Origin of the sequence: Methylomonas sp. LW13 (assembly GCF_016865255.1) — a bacterium.
GTDB lineage: Bacteria > Pseudomonadota > Gammaproteobacteria > Methylococcales > Methylomonadaceae > Methylomonas.
The window spans coordinates 204,712-224,805 of sequence record NZ_CP033381.1 but is presented as its reverse complement, the minus strand read 5'-3'; the positions used below and the strand labels follow the sequence as shown (position 1 = coordinate 224,805).

General features: G+C 53.8%; 16 protein-coding genes. 12 read left to right on the top strand and 4 right to left on the bottom strand.

Annotation, left to right across the window (positions count from 1 at the left end):
* Positions 1-39 precede the first annotated feature (39 nt).
* Positions 40-2,397 (top strand): TonB-dependent siderophore receptor, encoded by a 2,358-nt coding sequence (locus JL719_RS00975; protein WP_033158280.1) that lies wholly within the window; start codon positions 40-42, stop codon positions 2,395-2,397.
* Positions 2,398-2,663: 266 nt separating this feature from the next.
* Here the strand turns inward: JL719_RS00975 and JL719_RS00970 are convergent, their stop codons facing one another.
* Complete coding sequence (locus JL719_RS00970) at positions 2,664-3,107, bottom strand: GNAT family N-acetyltransferase (RefSeq protein ID WP_033158281.1); 444 nt, start codon at positions 3,105-3,107, stop codon at positions 2,664-2,666.
* A 94-nt stretch (positions 3,108-3,201) separates the two neighbouring features.
* On the bottom strand, positions 3,202-3,768 hold the full coding sequence (locus tag JL719_RS00965) for a YceI family protein (protein WP_033158282.1): 567 nt from the start codon (positions 3,766-3,768) through the stop codon (positions 3,202-3,204).
* 106 nt (positions 3,769-3,874) lie between these two features.
* Here JL719_RS00965 and JL719_RS00960 point away from each other — a divergent pair, with 106 nt between their 5' ends.
* The 8 genes from JL719_RS00960 to JL719_RS00925 all read left to right on the top strand — a co-directional run bounded on the left by JL719_RS00960 (position 3,875) and on the right by JL719_RS00925 (position 12,361).
* Positions 3,875-4,219 (top strand): DUF2069 domain-containing protein, encoded by a 345-nt coding sequence (locus tag JL719_RS00960; protein ID WP_033158283.1) that lies wholly within the window; start codon positions 3,875-3,877, stop codon positions 4,217-4,219.
* Positions 4,220-4,230: 11 nt separating this feature from the next.
* Positions 4,231-4,923 carry a DnaA regulatory inactivator Hda gene (gene hda, locus JL719_RS00955; protein WP_033158284.1) on the top strand — a complete coding sequence of 231 codons (693 nt, stop codon included), beginning with the start codon at positions 4,231-4,233 and terminating at the stop codon, positions 4,921-4,923.
* The gene (locus JL719_RS00950) at positions 4,920-5,858 is read left to right on the top strand and encodes a ketopantoate reductase family protein (RefSeq protein WP_033158285.1); all 939 of its coding nucleotides are present in this window, start codon (positions 4,920-4,922) and stop codon (positions 5,856-5,858) included. The genes hda and JL719_RS00950 overlap by 4 nt, the downstream gene beginning before the upstream one ends.
* Before the next feature lie 219 nt (positions 5,859-6,077).
* Complete coding sequence (fusA, locus tag JL719_RS00945; protein WP_033158286.1) at positions 6,078-8,183, top strand: elongation factor G; 2,106 nt, start codon at positions 6,078-6,080, stop codon at positions 8,181-8,183.
* Between the two features lie 148 nt (positions 8,184-8,331).
* The gene (gene fdxA / locus JL719_RS00940; protein ID WP_033158287.1) at positions 8,332-8,655 is read left to right on the top strand and encodes a ferredoxin FdxA; all 324 of its coding nucleotides are present in this window, start codon (positions 8,332-8,334) and stop codon (positions 8,653-8,655) included.
* A 669-nt stretch (positions 8,656-9,324) separates the two neighbouring features.
* Entirely contained in the window at positions 9,325-10,575 is a 1,251-nt protein-coding gene (locus tag JL719_RS00935; protein WP_033158288.1) for a dicarboxylate/amino acid:cation symporter, read from the top strand.
* Positions 10,576-10,737: 162 nt separating this feature from the next.
* Positions 10,738-11,253 (top strand): RNA polymerase sigma factor, encoded by a 516-nt coding sequence (locus tag JL719_RS00930; protein ID WP_051670277.1) that lies wholly within the window; start codon positions 10,738-10,740, stop codon positions 11,251-11,253.
* Between the two features lie 121 nt (positions 11,254-11,374).
* Positions 11,375-12,361 carry a FecR family protein gene (locus tag JL719_RS00925; RefSeq protein ID WP_308441642.1) on the top strand — a complete coding sequence of 329 codons (987 nt, stop codon included), beginning with the start codon at positions 11,375-11,377 and terminating at the stop codon, positions 12,359-12,361.
* A gap of 2 nt (positions 12,362-12,363) precedes the next feature.
* Here the strand turns inward: JL719_RS00925 and JL719_RS00920 are convergent, their stop codons facing one another.
* Both JL719_RS00920 and JL719_RS00915 read right to left on the bottom strand, forming a co-directional pair.
* Entirely contained in the window at positions 12,364-12,648 is a 285-nt protein-coding gene (locus tag JL719_RS00920; RefSeq protein WP_033158290.1) for a type II toxin-antitoxin system RelE/ParE family toxin, read from the bottom strand.
* Complete coding sequence (locus JL719_RS00915) at positions 12,645-12,884, bottom strand: CopG family ribbon-helix-helix protein (RefSeq protein ID WP_033158291.1); 240 nt, start codon at positions 12,882-12,884, stop codon at positions 12,645-12,647. The genes JL719_RS00920 and JL719_RS00915 overlap by 4 nt, the downstream gene beginning before the upstream one ends.
* A 200-nt stretch (positions 12,885-13,084) precedes the next feature.
* Between JL719_RS00915 and JL719_RS00910 the strand changes: the two genes are divergently transcribed.
* The 3 genes from JL719_RS00910 to polA all read left to right on the top strand — a co-directional run bounded on the left by JL719_RS00910 (position 13,085) and on the right by polA (position 20,075).
* Complete coding sequence (locus JL719_RS00910) at positions 13,085-15,601, top strand: TonB-dependent siderophore receptor (RefSeq protein ID WP_051670281.1); 2,517 nt, start codon at positions 13,085-13,087, stop codon at positions 15,599-15,601.
* Between the two features lie 145 nt (positions 15,602-15,746).
* The gene (locus tag JL719_RS00905; RefSeq protein WP_051670283.1) at positions 15,747-16,973 is read left to right on the top strand and encodes a PepSY-associated TM helix domain-containing protein; all 1,227 of its coding nucleotides are present in this window, start codon (positions 15,747-15,749) and stop codon (positions 16,971-16,973) included.
* 324 nt (positions 16,974-17,297) lie between these two features.
* The gene (polA, locus tag JL719_RS00900) at positions 17,298-20,075 is read left to right on the top strand and encodes a DNA polymerase I (RefSeq protein ID WP_033158292.1); all 2,778 of its coding nucleotides are present in this window, start codon (positions 17,298-17,300) and stop codon (positions 20,073-20,075) included.
* The last annotated feature ends 19 nt before the right edge of the window (positions 20,076-20,094 follow it).

Here is a 20,094-nt window from a genome sequence, read left to right as displayed (position 1 = left end):
GCGTTTCATTCTGGAAACCCAAGCAAAAGGAGAAGATGGATGAAGTTTTTAATACAACCGGCGTTGCTCGGCGCCTTATTGGCCACTGCCTGCGAAGTGCGGGCAACCGAAACCACCTACAGCTTTGATATCCCGGCCCAGGAACTGGCGGCGGCGTTGCCAAAACTGGCGGCGCAATCCGGCGTACAAATTTTTTACGCTCACGATAGTGTGGCAGGCCGCAATGGACCGGCGTTACGAGGCACGATGACGCTAAACGAAGCACTCAGTAAACTGCTGTCGGCCAGCGGCCTGAGTTTTGCGATTGCCGGTGACGGTTCGGTATCGATCAAGGCGGCGGGCAAGGACGCGACGATGTTACAACCGGTGAATGTTATCGGTCAGACGGTTTACAACGCCACCGATCCCTACAATACCGATTACAACCGCCCCAATGCCACGACGGCCACCAAGACCGATACCCCGATCATGCAGACGCCGGTTTCGATTCAGGTAGTGCCTAAAGCCGTGCTGGCGGACAAACAATCCATGACCTTGCCCGACGCAGTAAACGGCCATGTCAGCGGCGTATTGGGCCGCACGGGCGGGGGATTTTTGTACGACAACTTCATCATTCGCGGCCTTGCCGGTTCCGGTTTTGGCGATGCCTACCGCAATGGCTTGTTCAATCGCCAAGACATTTACGATATTGCCAATATCGAGCAGGTGGAGATATTAAAAGGCCCGGCCGCAGTGCTTTACGGGCGGATCGAGCCCGGCGGCCTGGTGAATTATGTGACCAAGAAACCGCTGGATACTGCTTACTATTCTCTGCAACAACAGTTCGGCTCTTACGATCAATATCGCACCTTGGTCGATGCCACCGGACCAATTAATGACGACAAGACGCTGCTTTATCGATTCAATGGCTCTTACACGGATAATCAGTCGTTCCGGGATTTTGTCGGCAACGAGCGCGTGTTTGTGGCACCGGTCGTTACCTGGCGGCCGAATGAAAAGTTCGAAAGTAATCTCGAGCTTGAATACAAGCATGACAACTTTAACGCGGATTTCGGCATTCCCGCGATTGGCAACCGCCCGGCAGCCATTCCCTTCGACCGCAGCCTAAAAGATGGCTTTCAGCGCCAAACCGTGGAAAGTACGCTGGTGGGCTACGACTGGACTTACCACTTTAACGACGATTGGAAAATCACCCAGCGTTATCTGTTTAAGGATTGGTCGCTAAGCGGTCCGGCCATTTTCAACGGTGGCTTACAGGCTAACAACCGCATTCTGAATCGTTCCGCCTCCGTGGGTGTACAAGATGTAAGGACCCATTCCGGCAACATCGATTTGAACGGTAAATTCGAACTCCTGGGCAGCAAGCACAATCTGTTGGTTGGCGTCGACGGCTTTCACGCCACGACCGAGGCGCCATCGGCAAACGGCTCGGCTGCTTCTATCGACATATATAATCCGGTTTATGGGCAAGTAAACTTTGCCGCCTTGTCGACCTACAACAGATTCTTTTATCGCGAGGAATCGTGGGTGGGCGCATACGCCCAGGACCAGATAACGCTATTTGATAAGCTGCACATTTTGTTGGGAGGCCGCTACGACAACGTCACCACCGGCGCTATCGCTTCGACGGCCTCCCTGGATGCGGCCAAAGCCGGACGGATAGAGCGGGAAGACAACGCTTTTAGCCCGAGAGCCGGTATTCTTTACCAAGTCCAGGATTGGCTGTCGATTTACGGCAGTTACACTAAATCTTTCAGCGGCAACAATGGCGTGAGCGTCGGCGGCACCAGTTTTGAGCCGCAGATTGGTAAGCAATATGAAATCGGCATCAAGACAGAGTCGCATGACAAGCGCTTTTCATCGACCCTGGCGTTTTTTCATTTAACCAAGAGCAATCTGCTAACCGACGATCCTAACGAAGCCAATCCCGACTACCAGATTCTGGCCGGCAAAATCCGCAGTAAAGGTATTGAATTGGATCTGGCCGGGCAAATTACCGAGCAACTGCATTTGTTGGGGACGTATGCCTATACCCAGGTTAATTATGTGCAAAGCTTCAGCGGACTAAAAGGCAATCGCTTGGAGAATGTACCCGAGCACCAGGGCAGCCTGTGGGGTACCTGGCAGTTTACCGATACTTTTAAAGCGGGCTTAGGTGCCGTTGCCGTTGGTAGCCGGCCATGCGATACCGCCAATACCTGCTCGTTGCCCGGCTACGCTCGCGTGGATGCGATGGCGGCGTATAGCCCTCGCATTGGTCAACACAAGCTGACTTTGCAGTTGAACATCAATAATGTTTTGGATAAGGATTACTACGCAAATACGTCGGGTGGACGCCACACCAGCATTCCAGGTTCACCCATCAGCGTATTGGGTTCGTTGAAATATGAGTTCTAAAAGCCGCTAAGGATAAGGATGGACGGAAAACTCCGCGCATCCACCGCCCCAAACCGTTTGGGCTGAGGGCGGGGTTAGTAATCGGCGACAAATGGGGCTATTTGTTAAGCAGGACCGGCTGCACTTCCTTGATGATCACCGGCGACATGGAAAAAAACATCGTCGCCAGCCGGTTTTCTGCAACCCAGGGATAAACATCATTACCCATCCGCACGTTGCCCCCGACCACAAAAGCGGGCCATTTTTGCGCAATGCGGCACTGTTATTCAAAAAATCAAGCGCATGGGCAACATTTGAGACGCGCTGAAACCTTGTCGCTGGTAAAAGCGCTGAGCTTGCAGATTATCGGCGTCGGTCAACAAGCTGAGCCGGCGACAGCCATTTTGGCGGGCAAACGCGACCGCGTGTTCCAACAACCGGCTACCAAGACCTAGGCCGCGAACCTCGCTTGACACGACCATATCTTCCAGCCAGGCCACCCTTTCGCCCAGCGCGGTGGAGACTGCGTAAAGCAGATTCACCATACCGACAATTTGGCATTCATGCCGCGCCACCAGAATATGGCCGATGTTTGGGTCGGCAATGATGCTCGCCAAGCCTCGATGCTGAGCGGCATAATCGGGCTGGAACTCGGCTTCTTGACTGAATAATTCGCCTAGTAGCTGACAAAGCGCCGGGATGTCGGCCGCATTGGCTAAGCTTATTTCCATCCCCGTCTCCGGCTAAGCATTAAAAGCGTTGTGTAACACCCGATTTCGGCGCAAGGTAAAGATTGGCTCGGCATTGAGCAAAGCGCTGGGCAACTTAATCCTTAACAGCTTCAACCTGGATGAGCACCTTGACCTCATCGCCGACTGCCGGCACATATTTGTCGATACCAAACTCCGAGCGTTTTATCGTGCCGACCGCATCGGCGCCACAGGTGTACTTTAATCTGATGACATTCATCCCGCAGTAAAAGTGCTCAACGTCCAAATGTACCGGCTTGCTGATGCCGTGCAAGGTCAAAATGCCATCCGCACCGACCAATTTTTCGCCTTGAAAACTGAGCGTGTCAGATTTAAAGGCCATCAGCGGATATTGCCCGCTATCGAAAAACTCCTTGCCACGCAAATGCTCTTCCAACTCCTTCAAACCGGTACTGATAGACGCGGTGTTGACGCTGATGTCTATGCTGCCTTTACCCGCTGCGGTATCCAGCGTCACTTTGCCGCTGGTTTCGTTAAAACGGCCGCGTTGCGTGGAAAAACCCAAATGGCTGATTTCAAAGCTGGGGAAGGTGTGATGGCTATCGATGGTATAGCTATCGGCGGCCAACACGCTAAAACTCATCAGGCCGGCAGCGGTTATGGAGCAAAGTTTTCGAATCATGACTATGTCCTTTGTGGGTTAAAAAAACGAGCGACACTGCATTATTGCAGAGACTTTGTGATAATAGATCAGCTTAACTCTATCACTCTGGCCATTTGCCGCTCTCATGCAACGAATCTATTACTATTACGCGGCCTTGATGGGCTTCTTCGGCCTGTTTTTGTTAATGATGGCTTGGCATACGCTATTGTCACCATCGAACAAGTTGCCCACTGCATTGCTGTTGTTAATCTCGGCCGGACCGCTATTGCTGCCGTTTAAAGGTTTATTAAACCGCAACCTGAAAAGCTGCACCTGGATGTGTTATTTGAGCCTACCGTATTTCGCGCATGGCGCCGCTGAAGCCTATGTCAATCAAATAGAACGGCCTTATGCGCTGCTGGAAGTGTTGTTCAGCCTGCTGCTGTGCTTCGGCGCCGGCCTGTATGTCTACAAAGCGGAAAAAGCCTGAGCACCGGCGGCATGCAAGTCCCGTTACAATTCGAGTTTCAGAACGATCAGACCTTTGCCAGTTTTTTTCCCGGCAATAACGCCGAAATCGTCACGCAATTAAAGGCCCTGGCAGAGAACGGCCAGGAACAGCAAATTTTTATCTGGGGCGATGCCGGCAGCGGGAAAAGCCACTTGTTGCAGGCCTGTTGCCAGCAAGCCAAACTGGCGGGTAAAGACCCGTTCTATCTGGCTTTTGACATCGACCATTTGCCGGCACCGACCTTGTTGGACGGCCTGGAAGATCTGGAATTGGTCTGTTTCGACAATATGCAAGCGCTGGCCGGCCACCTCGACTGGGAACACGCGCTGTTTGCTTTTTATAATACGCATCGGCAGAACAATCATAAATTGCTGCTGGCTGCCGATTGCCCGCCAAAGTTTTTGGGCTTTGACTTACCCGACCTGAAAACCCGGATGGCTTGGGGACTGACCTTAAAAATCCAGCCTTTGCGCGACGATCAATTAATCGAGGCACTGACTTATAAAGCCCATTTTTTGGGCTTCGACATTCCGCCGGCAGTGGGGCGGTTTTTATTGAATCATTATGTTCACGATTTAGCAGCGCTATGGTTACTTCTGGAAAAAATCGACCGCGCTACCTTGGCCGCGCAACGCAAGCTAACTATCCCGTTTTTAAAGCAAATTCTGGCTGACGAAACATGAGTAGCAAAGTATTGATCGTAGGTGCCGGCGCTATCGGCGGCTTTTACGGTGGCCTGCTGGCTAAGGTTGGCGCAGAGGTCTCGGTGGTGTGCCGCTCCGATTATCACATCGTCAAACAACAGGGTTACCGTATAAAAAGCCATGACTTGGGTTGCTGGCAATTCATGCCTAGTCAGGTATTGCGCAATGCCGCCGATTACGATGGTCAAGCCGATTACCTGATTTTATGCAGCAAGGTAACCCCGGATATCGACCGGGTGGCACTGCTTCGCGATGCGGTAGCTCCACACACGGCGATTGTGCTGATCCAAAACGGTGTCGAGATTGAACAGGAGCTGCAACAAGCTTTCCCGGACAATCTGTTAATCAGCGGCTTGGCATTTATTTGCTGTAACCGGCTGGCTCCCGGCGAGATTAGCCACTTGGCTTACGGCAAGTTGATTCTGGGTAATCTGTCAGATAGCCACGAACCTAAAACATCGCATTTGCGCGATTTGTTCCTACAAGCCGGCATCGAATGCGCGATTAGTGAAGATATTGTCGCCAGCCGCTGGCAAAAATGCGTGTGGAATGCGCCGTTTAATCCGCTATCGGTACTGTCCGGCGGATTGGCAACTCAGGCGATATTGCAGAATCAGGAAAATTTTGTGCGCCGCGTTATGCAGGAAGTCTGCAGTATTGCCGCGGCTTGCGGCCATCCGCTCCCGACCGATATTGTCGAAAAACACATTGCTCTGACCTGTGATATGCCACCCTATAAAACCAGCATGCTGCTGGACTTCGAACGCGGACAGACCATGGAAACCGAAGCCATTCTCGGCAACGCGGTGCGCGCCGCCCAGCGGCAAGGTTTAGACTGTCCTTGCCTGCAGTCGCTTTATGTATTGATGCAACTCCGGGAGCTGCAAATCCGTTCTAATAGCCTTCTTAGCTAATTCACACAATTGACATTCTGCTTTTTGTTATTTTTCGGTTAGAATGTGAAGATTTTCATTGACCCTGTCTTTGAAGAAGCCGTGTGAATTTCGCCTCAGACCTTGCAAAGCGAAGACCGGCCGCATACTTCGCTAGACTAGCAGCTATGTGATCCACAACCAACCGTGGCAATGGTGCTGGGGTTTAAAAGTTTTTATGTCCATTTTTAGAGTATAACCATGACTGATCTATCGCTTTACAGAAACATCGGCATCTTCGCTCACGTCGATGCCGGTAAAACCACGACAACCGAGCGGATTTTGAAGCTGACCGGAAAAATCCACAAAATCGGTGAAGTTCACGAAGGCGAATCAACCATGGACTTCATGGCTCAGGAAGCCGAGCGCGGTATCACCATTCAGTCAGCGGCCACTACCTGTTCTTGGGCGGGCAGCACCAAGCAATTTGAGCCACACCGCTTCAACATCATCGACACCCCGGGCCACGTTGACTTTACTATCGAAGTTTATCGTTCCTTGAAAGTATTGGACGGCGGCATCGGCGTATTCTGCGGTTCCGGCGGCGTTGAACCGCAATCCGAAACCAACTGGCGCTATGCGAACGACTCCAAAGTTTCTCGTATCATTTACGTCAACAAGCTGGACAGATTGGGCGCGGATTTCTACCGCGTCGTCAAGCAAGTCGAAGACGTACTCGGTGCAAAACCGGTCGTCATGACCTTGCCTATCGGCGAAGAAGACAATTTCGTCGGCGTGGTCGACCTGTTGACTCGCAAAGCCTGGGTCTGGGATAACTCCGGCGATCCAATGAAATACGAAATCCAAGATGTGCCCGCCAACATGGTGGAACAAGTCGAAGAATGGCGCGCGAAACTGATCGATTCAGTCGCCGACCAAGATGACGACATCATGGAAAAATATCTGGAAGGCGAAGAACCCACCATCGAAGAAATCAAACGCTGCATCCGTAAAGGTACCATCGCGATGGATTTCTTCCCGACCTATTGCGGTTCTTCGTTCAAAAACAAAGGCGTGCAATTGGTACTGGACGGTGTTATCGAATATCTGCCGAATCCTACCGAAGTTAACCCGCAGCCTGAAACCGATATCGAAGGCGTACCAACCGGCGAACACGCGATTGTCGATCCAGAACGTCCGTTCCGCGCGCTGGTTTTCAAAATCATGGACGACCGTTTCGGCGCCCTGAACTTCGTCCGTGTTTATTCCGGCAAGCTGAAAAAAGGCGACTCCGTATTGAACACCTACACCGGCAAAACCGAACGTGTGGGCCGGATGGTGGAAATGCACGCCAACGACCGTAACGAGATCGAAACCGCACAAGCCGGCGACATCGTCGCGTTGATCGGTTTGAAAAACGTGCAAACCGGCCACACCCTGTGCGACCCCGACAAACCGGCCACATTGGAGCCGATGGTATTCCCGGATCCCGTTATCTCCATTGCGATTGCACCGAAAGACAAAGGCAGTAACGAAAAAATGGGTATTGCGCTGGGCAAAATGGTGCAAGAAGATCCCTCTTTCCGCGTTGAAACCGACCAAGAATCCGGCGAAACCATCATCAAAGGTATGGGTGAGCTGCATCTTGACATTAAAGTCGACATCTTGCGCCGTACCCACGGTGTAGACGTCAACGTGGGTAAACCACAGGTGGCTTACCGCGAAACCATTACCCAACGCATCGAAGACAGCTACACCCACAAAAAACAATCGGGCGGTTCCGGTCAATACGCGAAAATCGATTACGTCATCGAGCCAGGCGAAGCAGGCAGCGGTTTCGTATTCGAATCACAAGTGACCGGCGGTAACGTACCTCGCGAATACTGGCCTGCTGTCGAAAAAGGCTTTAAAGCCAGTATCGACAAAGGTGTGTTGGCAGGCTTCCCTTGCTTGGACTTCAAAGTCATTCTGACCGACGGTGCTTTCCACGCGGTCGACTCCTCATCCATCGCTTTCGAAATCGCTGCCCGTGCCGCGTACCGTCAATCGATCCCAAAAGGTAGTCCGCAATTGCTGGAGCCGATCATGAAAGTGGACGTATTCACACCGGATGCGCATGTCGGTGACGTAATCGGTGACTTGAACCGTCGCCGCGGCATGATCAAATCGCAAGATGCCGGTGTTACCGGTGTGCGTATTAAAGCCGACGTGCCGCTGAGCGACATGTTCGGTTACATTGGCGATTTGCGCACCATGACTTCCGGTCGCGGCCAGTTCTCCATGGAGTTCTCGCATTACACCGCTTGCCCACGCAATGTCGCGGAAGAGGTGATCAAGGAAGTTAAGGAACGTAACAAAGACAAATAAGCATTATACGGGCTGATCTTGTCGGCCCTTATTCTGCTTAATATTGCCGATCAGCCACCTGCCGCGTTAAGCGGCAGGTGCATTTTTAACCATAAAGCTTCCGCCATGCACGGCAGCTTGTTCATTTACCTAACCTTGGAAGAACAATATGGCTTTTGTAATCACCGAAAACTGCATCAAATGCAAATTTACCGACTGCGTTGACGTATGCCCCGTCGATTGCTTTCATGAAGGTCCCAATTTTCTGGTTATCGATCCCGACGAATGTATCGATTGCACCCTCTGTGAACCCGAGTGCCCAGCCAACGCCATCCACGCGGAAGACGAATTGCCGGAAGGCCAAGAACACTTCGCAGCGCTGAACGCGGAACTGGCCAAACAATGGCCTATCATTACGGAAGTGAAAGACTCTCTACCAGACGCCGACGAATGGAACGGCAAACCCGGTAAATTTGCGTTGTTGGAAAAGTAAGAACTGCCATTGATTAATGAAATACCGAGCCCATGCCCTTCCGGCATGGGCTCAACCCAGCGTTAAAGCACTCGCTAGTCACTAGCACTTAATCCCGCAAGTTAGCGATAGTATTTCGTGGTTACGCACTACGACCCTCGTGTTTTCGCCATTGAAAAGATGTAGTCATTGGATTGCACTTTGCTCGCGTTAGGCTGTTCGCTACAACCTCTCTGACTTGCTCTCCCGCCAGACCGCCCAGAACCACCCGTGCTTCTGCCGGCTCGCTGCGCGTCACTCTAACTCCACCCGCATTTCCGCGGAACACTCTATTTTTAGGGCTGCTCGTGACACCCCGCCAAGATTACATTATTAGCAGTTAATAATTCACCTCGACACTCGCTACGGCGGTACTTTTGCCACCATTTACGCCCCTTCCGACCCCATTCTCCATCTGACTGCTTGGTACTTCTCCCGTTAGTTTTATTGGTTTAATGTTGTTTCCCGTCATTCAGGTGCCATGATCACCGCCATTTACCTCGCTAAATGCAGACCCGAATAACTGCGGGGGTGGTATCGATTGTCAGAGCATTTTCATCCGACCCAAAACCCATCATGGCGAGAAATCAAGCAAAGCATCCGCAAAACCCCTAAGATCAAAGCATCCCCGCTAACTGTTCTAATTCCGTCATGAAAAACCACCACCGATTACTGCTGAGTTTAGTGCTGGGCGCGTGCGCCGGACTGGTCTGCCACGGCTTTGCCAACAGCGAGGCATTGCAAATCTTTAACCGCTACTTGATGGAACCCATCGGCCAAATCTTCTTGCGGCTGATCTTCATGATCGTGGTGCCGATGGTGATGAGTGGTTTGATGTTGGGTGTGTATCAACTCAGCAATCATCACGGATTGGCGCGGGTCGCCCAGCGCACTTTGTTTTTTACCTTGCTGGCCAGTTCGGCGTCGGTGGCGGTGGGGATTTCACTGGTCAATCTGGCGCAGCCGGGCGTTGGTTTGGATATTTCGCAGATGTTGGGCGATAGCAGCGGCGTGAATAAAATCCAGCAAAACGTCGCCCAAGCCAAGCCGGTGGTGCAGTCTTTGTTGGAGATCATTCCCAAAAATCCGTTCGCCAGTGCCACTCAAGCACTGGAAGGCGAGATGTTGTCGTTGATGTTCTTTTCCTTGGCCTTCGGCGCGGCGCTGGCGGCGACCAATGGCGACAAGCCGTCGCGTTGGGTTGGCTTATTGGAAGAAACCTATGCCGCCTGCTTGTTGATCGTCGATACCGCGATGAAACTGGCGCCGATTGCGGTGTTTGCGCTGGTGTTTCAATCGACTTTCAAATTTGGGCATCACATATTGTTTTCCTTGGGGTTTTACGTGCTGGTGGTGGTGACGGGGCTGCTGCTACAGCAAGTGGTGGTGTACAGCATGCTGTTGCGCTTCTTTACCAGCCTAAAGCCCTTGAATTTTTTCCGGCAATGCCGGGATGTCTATCTCTACGCCTTTGCCACAGCGTCGTCGAATGCCACATTGCCGCGCTCGCTGGAACTGGCGGAACACGATTTAAAACTTAGGCCGGAAGTTGCGCGGTTTGTATTGACAATAGGTTCCACCGCCAACCAGAACGGCACGGCCTTGTTCGAAGGCATTACCGTGCTGTTTCTGGCACAGGTATATGGTGTCGATTTATCGCTGGCGCAGCAGGTACAAGTGGTGTTGATGTCGATATTGGCCGGTATCGGCACGGCCGGAGTACCCGGCGGCTCGTTACCGCTGATCATGATATTGACCCAACAGGTCGGGATTCCTGCTGAAGGCATGGGTTTGATTTTGGGGGTGGACCGCTTCCTGGACATGTGCCGCACCACTTTAAATGTTAGCGGCGATTTGGTGATTGCAGCCTTGGTCGACCAACCCGAACAGCAGCGAACCTAACAAACCAACTGTGTCATATCGCGCATAGGATTGGCCATATGCCTTAGTTTTTTAGCCCCAATTCAACGACCCCGGCTACACGGGCACCCCATATTGCCGGCAATCCGCCGCCATGGCATGTAGCTTGCAGAAAATTGGATTCTCGCATGAATTCGATTTGGCATGACTCAACCACACAACACCGCCACCAGTCAGGAATTGGCCGATTTTTTTAACGCCAGCCACCCGCAACTGCAAAAATATCTGTATTGGCAGGTCCGCTCGCGGGAAGTGGCTGAGGAGCTGGCGCAGGAAACCTATCTGCGGTTTTTGAGACAAGAGCCGCGACACATTCTGGATCTGAATGCCTTCATGTTTACCATCGCCGCCAATCTGGCGCGTGACCATCTGCGCGGTATCAAACGCCAGCAACATCGCGAGATGGTGCCGCTGGATACCGACATCGCCGACTCGAAACCGCACACGGAAGACATCGTCGCCAGGCAATATCTGGGAGAACAATTGCAACAAGCCATCGCCAGCTTGCCGGACAGAACCAGGGAAATTTTTCTGTTATACCGCGCCGACGAACTGAGCTACAAACAGATCGCCGCGCGACTGGATATTTCCGAACGAACCGTCGAATATCATCTGCGCCAAGCGCTGCTGCTGTGTCGAAGTTTTTTGGCCAATACTTGAGTGCTGTTTAAATAGCACTCGGCGCAGCCGCCCCCCATTCAAGTATCCCATGCTGAAAATATACCCGGTCGAACCGGCTCGGGCTTTGCTTTACAATCGCGCTTAACTGAACTTTTAGCCGCTGCTACCCCGGAGTCTCGCCATTCACCCAATCGAATCACCCTCCGCTTCCGACCGCCTCTTTACCGAAGCCAATGCCTGGTTCTTTCGGCTGCGCGCGGACGATGTCGACGCTGCCGAGCGAGAACGGTTTGCCGCATGGCTGGCCGCCAGCCCCTTGCATGCCGAGGCCTGGGATACGGTGCAAGCGTTGTTCGCGGATTTGGAAGCCCCCGCCAAGGCCGTTCGCCGGCAAGCCGCGGCACCCTTGACCGCCAAGCGTCCTCGACGCCTGCGAACCGCTAGCATGGCAGCGGCCTTGGCCGCTTGCGCGGTCTTGATCACCGTGCTCCCGCAATCGACACTTCTGCAAAACCTGCAAAGCGATTATCACACCGCCACCGGCGAACAGCGCCTAGTCACGTTGACCGACGGCTCGCGGTTGCTGCTGAATACCGACAGCGCGGTTGGCATCGAAATGACCGCCGCTGAACGCCGGGTTACGCTGCTGCGCGGCGAAGCGTATTTCGAAGTGGCGCGCGCGCCGCAACGGCCGTTTTGGGTGGTGGCCGGCGACGCCCGCGCCCGAGTCACCGGCACCGCGTTCAGCGTCGGCCGCCGTTCGGAAAATGTTGCCGTCACCGTCGCCGAGGGCCGAGTGGAAACCAGCACCGAAAGCCATCCCGAACAGATCACAGCCTTGACACCGGGCGAGTCGGCGCATTATCGAGGCGCCCGGCTCTCCGCCAAGCACACGGCCGACATAGCGCGCGAATTGGCCTGGCGCCAAGGGCAAATGGTATTCGTGCAAGCGCCGCTGGCTGAGGTGGTGGCGCAAATCAATCGTTATCGCCCCGGCCGTTTGATCGTCACGGACCCGCAATTGGAAAATCGGCCGATCACGGCGGTGTTTAATATCGACAAGTTGGACGATGCGGTATCCGCGCTGGAGCAAACCTTCGGCATTCGGGCCCGGCGCATTGCCGACTATTGGGTGTTGCTAGGGTAAAGTTAGAGTGTGTCCGGCCAAAGTCTGGCCGTATGAATAATGGCAAGCACATGAATGTCCTTATCCTGTACACGGTAAACAACAATGAACGGAAAATGCGTAATGATCAGTTCTCGGGTGCCGTCGATACGGCCCGGACGGCCCATGAAAGGATTTGCGAGTAAGCTATTCAGCGTGTCGTGAATTTTGGTAATAATTCGTGTTGCAGCATTGCGGTTGTCTTGAGCCACAAAGTCGTATATCTCGCTCAAATCGGTCTTGGCTCGCCGGGTATAGCGGAGTCTCATTTCATTGATGGCAACGAATGTTGTTCAAAAAACGCGGCCATTTCCGCGTCGTCAACGAATTCTCCACGGTCCGCTTGAGCAAGCCCTTCCTTGATTTTATCCAGCATGCCATTTTCCCACGCAATGAAATTGCCGATGGCTTGATTCGCTAGCTCCGTTTCATCTCGATGAGTTTGCTTGGCAAGCGCGCTCAATTGGGCTTTTAGTTCGGGATTTATTTGTAAGGTAACAGGCATGGCGGCTTCTTCCGTTGTTCGAAAAACATCGTGAATACCAGTTTAATGACTCGCGTTTCTTAACACAATAAACACAGCGTGGCGTAGAGGTGAAATATTTTTAATTTTGCCTAGGGATATGCGCAAAGCCATCGTCCTTGCTGGTTAATGGGCCGAATCGCCCAGCAACCCTGACGACGATTTATCTTGCGGAGATGTAAATGCCTGATCAAACACCTATCGCCACCCGCTTGCCACGGTGCAAGTCCAAAACACCCGCGCGGCTGCCCGGCGGCCTGTTGCTACTTTCGCTGGCGGCATCCCATGCCGCGCACGGTGTGGAACCGGCCTCGACAGCCCTGGCCGAGCAAACGGCCGACTACCGGATTCGCTCGCAGACTCTGGACAAGGCCTTGGTGGAGTTTTCGCTGAAATCCGGCATTCAAGTGGTGGCCGACGGCAAATTGACCGCCGGCGTTATCTCTCCTGGCGTATCCGGCCAATATGCACCGGAGCAGGCTTTACGAAAATTGCTGGCGGGCACCGGCGTGGCGGTGCAATCCAGCCGCAACGGCACGGTGACTTTGGAAAAAGCCGCCGCACCCGAGCCGCAATCTGGCGCCAATACTTTGCCTACGGTGACGGTGGCCGGTAAGGCTGCGTATGACCTCACGGACCCTTATAGCCGCGACTACAATAGGCCCATCGCCAGTACCGCGACCAAAACCGATACCCCCATCATGGAAACGCCGATGTCGATCCAAGTGATTCCGCGCGCGGTGCTGGACGATCAACAAGCAATTTCGGTCGGCGATGCGTTGAAAAACGTCAGCGGCGTGCAATCGGGCGGTTATAGCTTTTACGACAACGCCACGATCCGCGGCTTCGATGCCGGGCAAAGCACCTATCGTAACGGGCTGCGCCAACCTTATATTACCAACCTGGAAACCGCCAATCTGGATCGGGTGGAGGTCCTGAAAGGGCCGGCATCGATCTTATTCGGCCGCATCGAACCCGGCGGTTTGGTCAACCTGGCGACCAAGCGTCCGCTCGACACCCCTTATTATTCCGTACAACAACAGTTCGGCTCATACGACCTCTTCCGCACCACGGTCGATGCGACGGGACCGCTATTGGCGGATAAATCGCTGTTGTACCGGATGAATATCGCATACAAAGACAACGATACCTTTCGGGATTTCGCGCATCAGGAGCATGTGTTTGTCGCGCCTTCGCTAACCTGGCGTCCCAACGACCGCTTCGAAACCAATCTGGACATCGAATATCAGCACGATACCTGGGTGGAAGACGGCAGCGATAGTGGCATTCCGGCTATCGGCAACCGTCCGGCCAATCTCCCGATTAATCGCTATCTGGGCGACGCGGTGTTCAATCGTCAAAACCCGAATACTCAGGATAAGGTGCTGTTGGGTTTCGATTGGTCGTATCAGTTCACCCAAGACTGGAAGCTGAAAAACCGCTTCCAATACATCGACGCGCAGTATCATCAATCGATACTGTGGGCGGATAGCCTGGCGGATGACAATCAAACGCTTTCTCGCGGCCTGTGGCATACACCCATACACCGGATGACCTACAGCACCAATCTGGATTTGACCGGCAAGTTCGATACCGGATTTGCCCACCACGATGTATTGGTCGGCTTCGATTTAAATCGCTTTAACAGTCAGGACGGCGGCGGATTTTCGGGCTATGCCGATACTTATTCGGACCTGGACATCAATATCAACAACCCGGTGTACGGTGTCGATATGTCGGCGCTGGCCGGCGCGAAGAACTTTTACTATAAATCCCAAGATAACTGGTACGGCGTCTATTTTCAGGATCAGATCACCTTGTGGGACAAACTACATATTTTGGGCGGCGGCCGCCACGACTGGACGGAAAATGGTAGCGGCGAATCGTCGAATTCGCATGCCGCAATCTCGATGAAAAATACCCGTAGCGAATTTTTCAGCCCTCGGGTCGGAATCCTGTATCAACCCTGGCAATGGCTGGCGCTTTACGGTAATTACGTCGAATCGATCGGCAGCAATAACGGCGGCCTTTCCGCCTCCGGCCAACCGTTCGGACCGCAAACCGCGACCCAATTCGAAGGCGGCATCAAAACCGATTTTTTCGATGGCCGGCTGAGTTCGACGTTGGCGTATTACCATATAACTAAGCAAAATTCGCTGGCCACCGACCCGAATAATCCCCGATACAGTGTCGCGATCGGCGAAGCCCGTAGCCGCGGCGTGGAGCTCGACATAACCGGCCGGGTTACCGAGAACCTGAGTTTGATCGGCACTTATGCCTATACCGATACCAAAATCACCAAGGATTCGGCGGCGATCTATGATGCTGACGGCAACGCCATTGCCACGAACTCGGGCAACACCGGCCACCAACTGCCCACGGCACCACGCCATTCTGGCAGCCTGTGGGCCAAATATGGCATAGACAACGGCCTTTTGCGGGGCTTGAACTTCGGTACCGGCGTTTATGCCCGCGGCCAGCGGCAGGGCGATAACGCCAACAGCTTTCAATTGCCTGGCTATGCGCGTTGGGATGCCAGCATTAGTTACAGTTTCAAACACGGTGGCACCAAAATCACCCCGCAACTCAATGTCTACAACTTACTCGACAAAACCTATTACGACCATTCCAGCAATCGGCTGAATATTCGCCCCGGCGAACCGTTGACGTTTTTAGGTTCGGTGCGGGTGGAGTTTTGATTCCAAACGCATTAGCGGATCGGGGCGGTCCAACCCCGATCCTAAGATTTCTTTGGCTAGGCCGGTGGGAATTTCACTACCTCATACGTCTTATCCGATGATGGCCGGTACTTTGCCGGCTTGAAATGGAAATCCTGGAGCCGCTATGAAAATTCGTCCCTTTTGGGTATTGGTGCACCGTTATGCCGGTCTGGCGATGACGGTTTTTTTGATCATCGTCGGCCTGACCGGCAGTCTGTTGGCGTTTTATAGCGAATTGGAGCATTTGATCAGCCCGCAGCTATCGGCGCCAGCATCGTCTTTACCGCGCTTGAGCCCGCCTTTGCTAAAAGCCAAGGCCGAACTGTTGGTGCCTCAGGGTAATGTTGTTTCAATATGGCTGGAACACGATGCCGCGCATCTCGATGTGGCGCCGCGCACCGATCCGGCTAGCGGTAAGCCGTACGAACTTGGCTTCACCCAGCTGATTCTGAATCCCTACACCGGCGAAGAACTGGGCCGCCGCACTTGGGGCGCGATTTCCGAAGGCTGGATCAACCTGATGCCCTTTGTATACAAATTGCATTATGCCCTGGCACTGGATGAAATCGGCGGCTGGATTTTAGGCATTACCGCGCTGGTGTGGACCTTGGATTGCTTCGTGGGATTTTATCTGACGCTGCCCGTTGCAAAACGACACACCTCGCCGGCTGCCCACGGAAAGCCGCGTTCGTTTTGGCAACGCTGGGCGCCGGCCTGGAAAATTAAATGGAACGGCTCCAGCTTCCGAATAAACTTTGATTTGCATCGGGCCGGCGGCTTGTGGGTGTGGGCCATGCTGTTGGTGTTCGCCTGGTCCAGCGTTTATATGAATCTGGCAGATACTGTTTACGCGCCGGTCACCCGGGCGGTATTCACCGATTATCACGAACCCTGGATCGATTTTCCTGATCTGGACAAACCCTTGGAGCAGCCAGCAATTGCCTGGTCTGACGCTTACCGGATAGCCGTCGAGCAGATGGGCCAAGCGGCGCGTGAGCAAGGATTTGTGATTCAGTCACCGTCAGGCTTTCGCTACAACCCGGCCAAAGGGTTTTATGTTTATCAGGTGCGCACTAGCCTGGATATACAGGACAAGCACGGCACTACCCGCTTGGTAATCGACGCCACTACCGGTGCTGAAAAATTGCTGTTACTGCCCCGCGGCCAGTATGCCGGCAACACAGTGACTAACTGGTTGGGGGCCTTGCACATGGCTAACGTGTTCGGCATGCCTTACCGGATTTTTGTGTGCCTGCTGGGGCTGGTGATTGTGATGCTCTCGGTGACCGGAGTAGTCATCTGGCTGAAAAAACGCCGGGCCAGACTGCAAAAAACGGTGTTGCAGGATTAAGTTTAAGAGGCTGATGCCAGCGAGTAAGTTATGGTTTTCGCTGGCGTCCGCCATCCCATAAGCCTCACCATCGATTAATTGATGTTTGATTGTGGGCTGTAGTTATCCCCGAAGATATTCTTCCGGGCTAATGCTGCGCTGGGAGTGCGGTAATGCCATGGCTGAACTCACGAGGAAAGCAGTTTTCAAACGGTGTGATGCAACATAGTCGATAGCCGGCCTGGCAGTCAAGCGTCCCGGCGCCAACTGGTAATAACGCACTTGCAGCCATCAGCGTGGCCCTGTATCGTTGCGGGAACCCTAATTCTTGCTTGTTGACTTTACATGTCCGATTCCGCTCCCAACAAATTGATTCTGGTCGACGGCTCGTCGTTTCTGTTTCGCGCCTTTCACGCCGTGCCGCCGTTGACCAATGCCCAGGGGGAGCCAACTAACGCTGTTTACGGCGTGTCCAATATGCTGCGCAAGCTGATCAATGATTACAACACGCCCTATATCACCGTGGTATTCGATGCGCCGGGCAAGACTTTCAGACATGATTTGTACGATCAATACAAAGCGCATCGGCCACCGATGCCGGACGACTTGCGCGTGCAGATTGCGCCCTTGCACGATTTGATTCGCTCCTTGGGTTTACCGCTGATTATCGAACACGGCGTGGAAGCCGATGACGTGCTGGGCAGTCTGGCGCAAAACGCCGCGCGCCAAGGCTTTGAAGTGATCATTTCCACCGGCGACAAGGATATGGCGCAGCTGGTCAACGAGCAAATCACGCTGGAAAACACCATGACCAACACCCGCATGGATATTCAGGGTGTGCAGGACAAATTCGGCGTCAAGCCGGAGCAAATCATCGATTATCTGGCGCTGATGGGTGATGCGGTGGATAACATCCCCGGCGTGCCGAAAGTCGGTCCGAAAACCGCCGCCAAATGGTTGCAGGAATACGGCACGCTGGATAATCTGATCGCCCGCGCCGACGAGATCAAGGGCAAAGTCGGCGATAACTTGCGCGAAGCCTTGGGCCAACTGCCCTTGTCCCGCGAACTGACCACCATTAAGTGCGACGTGGCCTTGCATTACAGTCTGGACGATTTGAAACGCAAGGAGCCGGACATCGCCGCGCTGAAAAATCAGTTGGGCCATTTGGGTTTCAGCAGCTGGCTAAAAACTTTGAACGGCGACGGTTCAACCCCCTCTCCAGCGGGAGAGGGAGGGGTGAGGGGAAATCAAAGTAGCCCCCCCTCATTTCAGCCTTTACCCGCGGAGGAGAATGAGCCGAAGGCCGCGCTTACCAGAAACTACCAAACCATCCTCACCCAAACCGATTTCGATACCTGGCTGGAAAAACTCCGGCAAGCCGAGCTGTTTGCCTTTGACACCGAAACCACCAGCCTGAATTACAGCGACGCGCAAATCGTCGGCGTGTCCTTCGCGGTAGACGCCGGCCAGGCCGCTTATCTGCCGGTGGCGCACGATTATCCCGGCGTACCGGCCCAACTTTACCGGCAAAGCGTCTTGGATGCCTTGAAGCCCTTACTGGAAGACCCAAACAAAGCCAAACTAGGCCAAAACCTGAAATACGACGCCCATGTGCTGGTCAATCACGGCATCGCACTACGCGGCATCCAACACGACACCATGCTGGAATCCTATGTGCTAAACAGCACCGCCACCAAACACAATATGGACGATCTGGCCAAGCATTACCTGGGCGTCGATACCATTCATTTCGAAGACGTGGCCGGCAAGGGCGCCAAGCAAATCGGCTTTGCCGAAGTGGCTATCGAGCAAGCCAGCGAATATGCCGCCGAGGACGCCGACATCACCCTGCGTCTGCATCAAACCCTGTCCGATCAATTGCAACAGCACCCCCGTTTATGGGCCTTGTATAACGAGATAGAAGTGCCGCTGATCGGCGTGTTGGCGCGGATCGAGGAAAACGGCGTGCTGATCGACAGTGCGATGCTGGCCCAGCAAAGTCTGGAGTTGGCGAACCGGATGATAGGCATCGAACAGCAGGCCCACGATCTGGCCGGATCGGCGTTCAACCTGGGTTCGCCCAAGCAGATTCAGGAAATCTTGTACGACCGTTTAAATTTGCCGGTGTTGAAAAAAACTCCGAAAGGTCAGCCGTCCACCGACGAATCGGTGTTGCAAGAACTGGCGGTGGATTATGCCTTGCCCAAGCTGATTCTGGATTTTCGCAGCATGAGCAAGCTGAAATCCACTTACACCGACAAATTGCCGCAACAGGTCAGTAGCCGCACCGGCCGGGTGCATACTTCGTATCATCAGGCCGTGGCCGCGACCGGGCGCTTGTCCTCATCCGACCCCAATCTGCAAAACATCCCGATTCGCAGTGAAGAAGGCCGCAAGATTCGGCAGGCTTTTATCGCCCCGCCCGGCTATAAAATCGTCGCCGCCGACTATTCGCAGATTGAGTTGCGCATAATGGCGCATCTATCCGGCGATGCCGGCTTGCTGGCGGCGTTTTCGCAAGGTGTGGACGTGCATCGCGCGACGGCGGCGGAAGTATTCGAAGTGGAACTGGATCAGGTGACTCACGATTTGCGCCGTTCGGCGAAGGCCATCAATTTTGGTTTGATTTACGGCATGTCGGCGTTTGGACTGGCCCAGCAATTGGGCTTGCCGCGCAACCAGGCCCAGGCCTATATTGATCTGTACTTCAGCCGTTATCCCGGCGTGAAGCAATACATGGACAACACCCGGGAACTGGCCAAACAGCAAGGTTACGTGGAAACTATCTTCGGCCGGCGTTTGTATTTGCCGGAGATCAACTCGCGCAACGCCGCGATGCGCCAATACGCCGAGCGCACCGCGATCAACGCACCGATGCAAGGTACAGCCGCCGACATCATCAAACGGGCGATGCTGGCTTGCGACGCCTGGATAGGCACGGACAATCCGGACGTGAAAATGATCATGCAAGTACATGACGAATTGGTGTTTGAAGTATCAGAAGCGCGCATGGGGGAACATATGGAAACCATCCGCGGCATCATGTCCGGCGCGGCCGAGTTGCATGTGCCCTTGCTGGTGGAAGTGGGTAGCGGCGAGAATTGGGACGAAGCGCGTTGATGATTGCTGAGGCTGTTGG